The sequence below is a fragment of the Flavobacterium xanthum genome (genome assembly GCF_900142695.1).
Lineage (GTDB): Bacteria > Bacteroidota > Bacteroidia > Flavobacteriales > Flavobacteriaceae > Flavobacterium > Flavobacterium xanthum.
The window spans coordinates 101,465-108,158 of the sequence record NZ_FRBU01000011.1; the positions used below are offsets into that span (position 1 = coordinate 101,465).

The following is a 6,694-nucleotide window of genomic DNA, read 5'->3' on the forward strand; positions in this document are numbered from 1 at the left end:
TATTGAATTGCTATTTTTAGACTGTTTACAGCTTGCTTTTTCAGCAATATCGCGATGAGCTATTTAAGATTTTTTTCTTTTTTGTTTAATCGCTTTTCTGCCAACTTTAGGGTATATGTTAGATTTTTAAGGATTTCTTGGTGTTTTGTGTAAAACACTTTAAATTCATTATAAATAACAGCGAAAAGGTTGTAGTTGCTGTCTAATTGCTTTATTTTTGTACAATTCTTTAAAATCAATTATTTAAATCTTATGGCAAAATCTGCATTATTGAAATCGTCAATAGCAAAAAAAGTAGCTATGGCACTTTCAGGCCTTTTTCTGGTGTTGTTTCTAGCACAGCATTTTTTTATCAATATGACATCGGTTTTCAGTGCCGATACGTTTAATTCCATTTCCCACTTTATGGGGAATAACCCGCTAGTACAATTTGTTATACAGCCAATACTAATTGTAGGGGTAATTTTTCACTTTATCATGGGTTTTGTCTTGGAATTTAAAAATAACAGTGCAAGACCAATCTCTTATGCAAAGAATAACGGAGCGGCTAATTCTTCATGGGCTTCAAGAAATATGATTGTTTCTGGGTCAGTGGTTTTAGCGTTTTTATTATTGCATTTTTATGATTTTTGGGTCCCCGAAATGGTTTACAAATATGTAGATGTTAGTCCATTGAATGAAACTAGATATTTTCATGAATTAGCTGAAAAATTTGAGAGTCCAGTACGTACGGGCTTGTATTCCTTATCATTCCTTTTGTTGTCATTGCACTTATGGCATGGTTTTAATTCATCGTTTCAATCAGTAGGATTTAACAATAAATACTCAAAATCTTTGCATACATTAGGATATGCTTTTGCAATTGTAGTTCCTTTTGGTTTCATTTTCATTGCATTATTTCATCATTTTAATCATTAATATTAAATTATAAATGGCATTAGATTCAAAAATTCCAGGAGGTTCAGTTTCGGACAAATGGACAAATTATAAAGATCATATTAATTTAGTAAACCCTGCTAACAAACGTAATTTAGATATTATTGTAGTTGGTACAGGTCTTGCTGGAGGTTCTGCTGCTGCTACATTAGCAGAGTTAGGATATAACGTAAAAGCATTTTGTTTTCAAGATTCACCACGTCGTGCGCACTCCATTGCTGCGCAAGGGGGGATTAATGCTGCAAAAAACTATCAAGGAGATGGAGATTCAACTTTCCGTTTGTTTTATGATACAGTAAAAGGAGGCGATTATCGTGCGCGTGAAGCAAACGTGCACCGTCTTGCTGAGGTTTCTGTGAATATTATTGACCAGTGTGTGGCTCAAGGTGTTCCTTTTGCTCGTGAATATGGTGGATTATTAGATAACCGTTCTTTTGGAGGTACATTAGTTTCTAGAACCTTTTACGCTAAAGGACAAACAGGACAACAATTACTATTAGGAGCGTATTCAGCAATGAACCGCCAAATAGGTCGTGGAAAAATAAAAATGCACAACCGTCACGAGATGCTAGATTTAGTTATCGTAAATGGAAAAGCGAGAGGAATTATAGCGCGTAACTTGGTTACAGGAGAAATCGAAAGACACTCCGCACACGCCGTTGTTATTGCTTCTGGTGGATACGGAAACGTATTTTTCTTGTCGACTAACGCAATGGGAAGTAACGTAACAGCAGCTTGGAAAATTCACAAAAGAGGAGCGTATTTTGCAAACCCTTGTTACACGCAAATTCACCCAACATGTATTCCAGTATCTGGAGATCACCAAGCAAAATTGACCTTGATGTCAGAATCTTTGCGTAATGACGGACGTATTTGGGTTCCTGCAAAATTAGAAGATGCAAAAGCGATTCGTGAAGGAAAATTAAAACCAACTCAAATTGCAGAAGCGGACAGAGATTATTATTTAGAAAGAAGATATCCAGCTTTTGGAAATTTAGTACCTAGAGATATTGCTTCTCGTGCGGCTAAAGAAAGATGTGATGCTGGTTTTGGTGTTAATAAAACAGGAGAAGCGGTTTATCTTGATTTTGCTGCGGCAATCGAAAGATATGGAGTAGATCAAGCACGATTAAAGCACTTGGACGAGAATGATAAAGCTTTGGTTGTTCAATTAGGAACTGAAGTTGTAGCTAATAAATACGGTAACTTATTCCAGATGTATGAGAAAATTGTAGATGAGAATCCATACGCAACGCCTATGATGATTTATCCTGCAGTGCATTATACTATGGGAGGAACTTGGGTTGATTATAACTTACAAACGACTATTCCTGGATGTTTCTCTATTGGAGAATCTAACTTCTCAGATCATGGGGCCAACAGATTAGGAGCTTCTGCGTTGATGCAAGGTTTGGCTGATGGTTATTTTGTATTGCCATACACTATTGGAGATTATTTGGCACCAGATATTAAAATGGGTACCATTTCTACTGATTCACCTGAGTTTGAGCAAGCAGAGAATAATGTAAAACAACAGATTGTAGCCTTGATGAATAATGGAGGTTCAAAACCAGCAGATTATTTCCATAAGAAATTAGGAAAAATCATGTGGGACAAAGTTGGAATGGCACGTAATGCTGAGGGTTTAACGGAAGCACAAAACGAAATCGCAGCTATTAGAGAAGAATTTTACAAAGAAGTGAAAATTCCTGGAACAGCAGATAGTTTCAATCCAGAGTTGGCCAAAGCACTTCGTATTGCAGATTTCCTTGAATTAGGAGAGTTATTTGCTAAAGACGCATTGCATAGAAACGAATCTTGTGGAGGGCATTTCCGTGAGGAATACCAAACACCAGAAGGAGAAGCACAACGTGATGACGAAAATTTTGCCTACGTTGCAGCATGGGAATACAAAGGAAAACCTAGCGATGCAGTGCTACACAAGGAGCAATTAGTGTTTGATAATGTGAAACTAGTTCAAAGAAGTTATAAATAATTTAGTCAAATGTCTCAGGTCTTAAAGTCAAATGGCACCCTGTCATTCGACTTTCGACTTTCGACTTTATGACTTTCAAACTAAAAATATGAAACTTACATTAAAAATATGGCGTCAGAAAAATGCCGCTGCAGAAGGTAAAATCGTAGAATACCCAATTGACGGAATTGAACCAGATATGTCTTTCCTTGAAATGCTTGACATTTTAAACGATGAATTGATTGTAAAAGGTGAGGACACAGTTGCTTTTGATCATGACTGTCGTGAAGGAATTTGCGGAATGTGTTCGTTATACATCAATGGTGAGGCACATGGACCAGATCGTTTAGTTACGACGTGTCAGTTGCACATGCGTAAATTTAAAGATGGAGATACTATCTTTATTGAGCCATTTAGAGCAAAAGCTTTCCCCGTAATTAAAGATTTAGTTGTTGATAGAAGTTCATTTGACAGAATCCAGCAATCTGGTGGTTTTATATCTGTAAATACATCTGGAAACACAATCGACGCAAATACAATTCCTATTCCTAAACATGACGCAGACAGAGCTTTTGACGCTGCAACTTGTATTGGTTGTGGCGCTTGTGTGGCGAGTTGTAAAAACTCTTCGGCTATGTTATTTGTTTCTGCAAAAGTGTCTCAGTTTGCTTTATTGCCACAAGGTAAAGTTGAAGCTGCTGACCGTGTACTGAATATGGTTGCTCAAATGGATGCAGAAGGTTTTGGTAACTGTACCAACACTGGAGCATGTGAAGTAGAATGTCCAAAAGGAATTTCTTTAGAGAATATTGCTCGTATGAATAGAGAATATTTATCTGCAAGTTTGAAAGGATAAAACCTCGCAATAGATTTTTAAAAAACGCATTCATTTATTTGGATGCGTTTTTTGTTTTTGGAGGTGCCCTTGTCTCGTCTAAAAAGCCGAAACAAGGTCGGGCTATGCGTTGCAATCTTTTATTCCATTGCATTCCATAAAAGGATTTTCACTACTATCCCTCACCCAAAAGAAAATCCGTTTCCAGTTCCATTTTGTTTAGAAAAAGGTAGTGGATATGTACTTCAATACAAGCTACTTTTTTTACCTTTATAAAAATAAATCATCATGAAAGTAACCTTAATTCAATCGGCTTTAGTTTGGGAAAATCCAGTGGCTAATCGCGAACATTTTGAAAAAAAAATCAATGCTATTCCTCAGGATGTAGATTTGATTATGCTTCCTGAAATGTTTACAAGTGGTTTTACTATGAATGCCACAGTTGTTGCTGAAACTATGCAAGGTCAAACGGTAACTTGGCTTCAAGCTTTGGCGAAAGCCAAAAACTGCGCCATTACGGGAAGTTTAGTTATAAAGGAAAATGAGAATTTTTACAATCGATTGGTATTTGTATTTCCATCAGGTGAAATTCAATTTTATGACAAAAAACATTTGTTTACCTTAGCTGGGGAAGACAAAGTCTATACTAGTGGAAACCAAAAAATAGTAATTGACTACTTGGGTTGGAGAATTTGCCCGCTAATTTGCTACGATTTGCGTTTCCCTGCTTTTTCCAGAAATTCTGAGGATTATGACTTATTGATTTATGTGGCAAGTTGGCCAAAAATCAGAACAAATGCTTGGGGTGCTTTATTAAAGGCCCGAGCGATTGAAAACATGAGTTATGTTATTGGGGTCAATAGAATAGGGGTTGATGGTAATGCTTACGAATACATAGGGCACTCGCAAGCAGTAGATTTTCTAGGGAATTATACTTTGGAACCAGTTACATCCGAAGGTACTTTTTCGGTGCTATTAGACAAAGAAATTATGCTAGCAACTAGACACAAACTAGGGTTTCTAAACGATAGAGATACTTTTGAAATAAATAAATAGGCACTTCTAGTTTTTCTTTTCGGTTTTCTTTTTTGGTTCGGGAATGTAGGGAAGGCTTAAATCGAATAGCTGATTTACATCCCAATTAGCACGAACATCAATTTCTTTTGAAAAATAAAGGACCTCCTCAGCCTGTCGTTTTTCAAGGTAATTACCGGTGTCCCATTCTTTATTTTTATTGGTATCATAAATAATACGCAGGGTGTAAAGCGCAGGTTCAATTAAATTAAAATCTATCGTGGTGTTATTTTCTGTGTATTCCGAGTTTAGGACGTCTCCTTTGAGGTTAGTAAGTTCGATAATAAGCGGAAAATGTTTTACATTCTGTAACGTTACGGTTAGGTTACCGTAATCGGAAGTGGTTTTGGTTGCTATTTTGTAGTTTAAGGTGTCATTTGTCTGTTCGAAAAAATCAGTTAACGCTCCGGGCAAAATTTCAAAAGTATAATTTTCAGAAGGTTCTTTTTTAAAGTCAAAATATAATTTCTGATTAAACTCATCGTACTCTGTAGTAAATGGCACCGTTGTTTTTGAATTATTAATCAGCTTCATTTTAGAATTTTCGAAACGAATTAAAGGCGTATTGCTCTCTAAGGTAAAGCGTTCTCTAAACTTTAAAGTATTGGTTTGCAAAGCGATAATACTCAGTGTGTCCTTCTTTTGGTCTTTTATTTTAAAACTGAAGTTCGCTTGGTAATTTTCTTTGGCTGCAGCCAAGGTTAGCGAATCTGCTTTAATGGGTTTGTACCAGATTTGCAGGGAATCTTTTTTGGGGAATTTAGTAATGACCGTCGATAGGATTTCAGTGTTGTTTTTCAGGATTATTTTGGGTTTAGAAATACCTGAATTTATTTTGCCTTCATATCCAAGTAATAATCGGTTTCCAGAAGCTTGAATGGGTTTAAAAGTTTTAAAAGGAAGTGTTTCCTTGAATATTTCTAATTCGTACACCGTATCGTTAGGAATCGTGATGAAGTCCTTGCTAAATCCAATTTTATCTGTTTTTGGGTTGTATTTATTGTTGCTATTGTAGTCTTTCATGGCTACAAGAAGATACTTTCCAGCTTTTAAATTCTCAAGTCGAAACGTTTTTAAGCTATCTAAGGTATTTGTTACATACCTAGGTACATCTTTGTAAACTATAGAATCTTTAAAACTATCATTTACTTCGTATAGCATTACTGAAACAAAGGATTCTACTTCTCTATCGAAAGCGCTTTTGATGCTGCCGCCAAGGCTTAAAGAGTCAATAAATGCGCCAGTAGAAAACACATATTTGAATTGATTGTATGGGTTTCCTTCATTATTATCTGCGATGCTTTGGCCAAAATTAAAGCTGTAAGTGGTATTTGCTTGTAAAGTATCTTTGATCTTTATGGTAATCGTTTTGCTTGCGGTTGTTGGAAGAATTAAGGGTTCGTTTTTCATTGGTGGTGAAATAATCAATTGCTTGCTCAGGTTTTTTAATTTAACATTTTCATCAAATATTAATTTAATTTCATTGCCCTTAAAGTTAGTACTGAAGTTCTCTGGGAAACTCATTTTCAATACAGGAGCAATAGTATCTTTCAGCCCACCGGTTATTGAGCCCCTTTTGGCGCAACCTACAACTATTAAAAGCAATAATAAGAAAGCGTATTTTAAATTGTTTTTCAACATATCAAATCAAAATTAGAATGTACAAAATAACAATTATAATTAATGTGTTTGCTGTTTTTTATAAAATTATTATGAAGGATTTTGTGCAACTTACCGCATAAGCCTCTTGTTTTATATAGATAATGTTTAAATTTACAGGGTGGATTCAATTAATTAATGCGAATTCCTGATTATTGTTTAATAATTGTAAATATACTTCATTTGGAGAATCAAATTGATGCCTTTTCCGAGGT

Annotated in this window: 5 protein-coding genes; 4 read left to right on the forward strand and 1 reads right to left on the reverse strand. The window is 35.5% G+C overall.

The window, feature by feature from the left end; translation table 11 throughout:
- Positions 1-252 precede the first annotated feature (252 nt).
- The 4 genes from BUC11_RS06735 to BUC11_RS06750 all read left to right on the forward strand — a co-directional run bounded on the left by BUC11_RS06735 (position 253) and on the right by BUC11_RS06750 (position 4,802).
- Positions 253-918, forward strand: a complete 666-nt coding sequence (locus tag BUC11_RS06735; RefSeq protein WP_073352897.1) for a succinate dehydrogenase cytochrome b subunit — start codon at positions 253-255, stop codon at positions 916-918.
- Between the two features lie 13 nt (positions 919-931).
- Positions 932-2,932 (forward strand): fumarate reductase/succinate dehydrogenase flavoprotein subunit, encoded by a 2,001-nt coding sequence (locus BUC11_RS06740; RefSeq protein WP_073352898.1) that lies wholly within the window; start codon positions 932-934, stop codon positions 2,930-2,932.
- 88 nt (positions 2,933-3,020) lie between these two features.
- On the forward strand, positions 3,021-3,767 hold the full coding sequence (locus BUC11_RS06745) for a succinate dehydrogenase/fumarate reductase iron-sulfur subunit (RefSeq protein WP_073352899.1): 747 nt from the start codon (positions 3,021-3,023) through the stop codon (positions 3,765-3,767).
- A 267-nt stretch (positions 3,768-4,034) separates the two neighbouring features.
- Positions 4,035-4,802: an amidohydrolase gene (locus tag BUC11_RS06750; protein ID WP_073352900.1), complete on the forward strand. Its 768-nt coding sequence runs from the start codon at positions 4,035-4,037 to the stop codon at positions 4,800-4,802.
- Positions 4,803-4,808: 6 nt separating this feature from the next.
- On the opposite strand, the gene BUC11_RS06755 is transcribed toward BUC11_RS06750, so the two are convergent.
- Complete coding sequence (locus BUC11_RS06755; protein WP_073352901.1) at positions 4,809-6,461, reverse strand: Ig-like domain-containing domain; 1,653 nt, start codon at positions 6,459-6,461, stop codon at positions 4,809-4,811.
- Positions 6,462-6,694 lie beyond the last annotated feature (233 nt).

Excerpts from the sequence above, each read along its gene's own strand:
- BUC11_RS06735 (WP_073352897.1), top strand. The coding sequence starts at position 253 with ATGGCAAAATCTGCATTATTGAAATCGTCAATAGCAAAAAAAGTAGCT.
- BUC11_RS06740 (WP_073352898.1), top strand. The coding sequence starts at position 932 with ATGGCATTAGATTCAAAAATTCCAGGAGGTTCAGTTTCGGACAAATGG.
- BUC11_RS06755 (WP_073352901.1), bottom strand. The coding sequence starts at position 6,461 with ATGTTGAAAAACAATTTAAAATACGCTTTCTTATTATTGCTTTTAATA.
- BUC11_RS06750 (WP_073352900.1), top strand. The coding sequence starts at position 4,035 with ATGAAAGTAACCTTAATTCAATCGGCTTTAGTTTGGGAAAATCCAGTG.
- BUC11_RS06745 (WP_073352899.1), top strand. The coding sequence starts at position 3,021 with ATGAAACTTACATTAAAAATATGGCGTCAGAAAAATGCCGCTGCAGAA.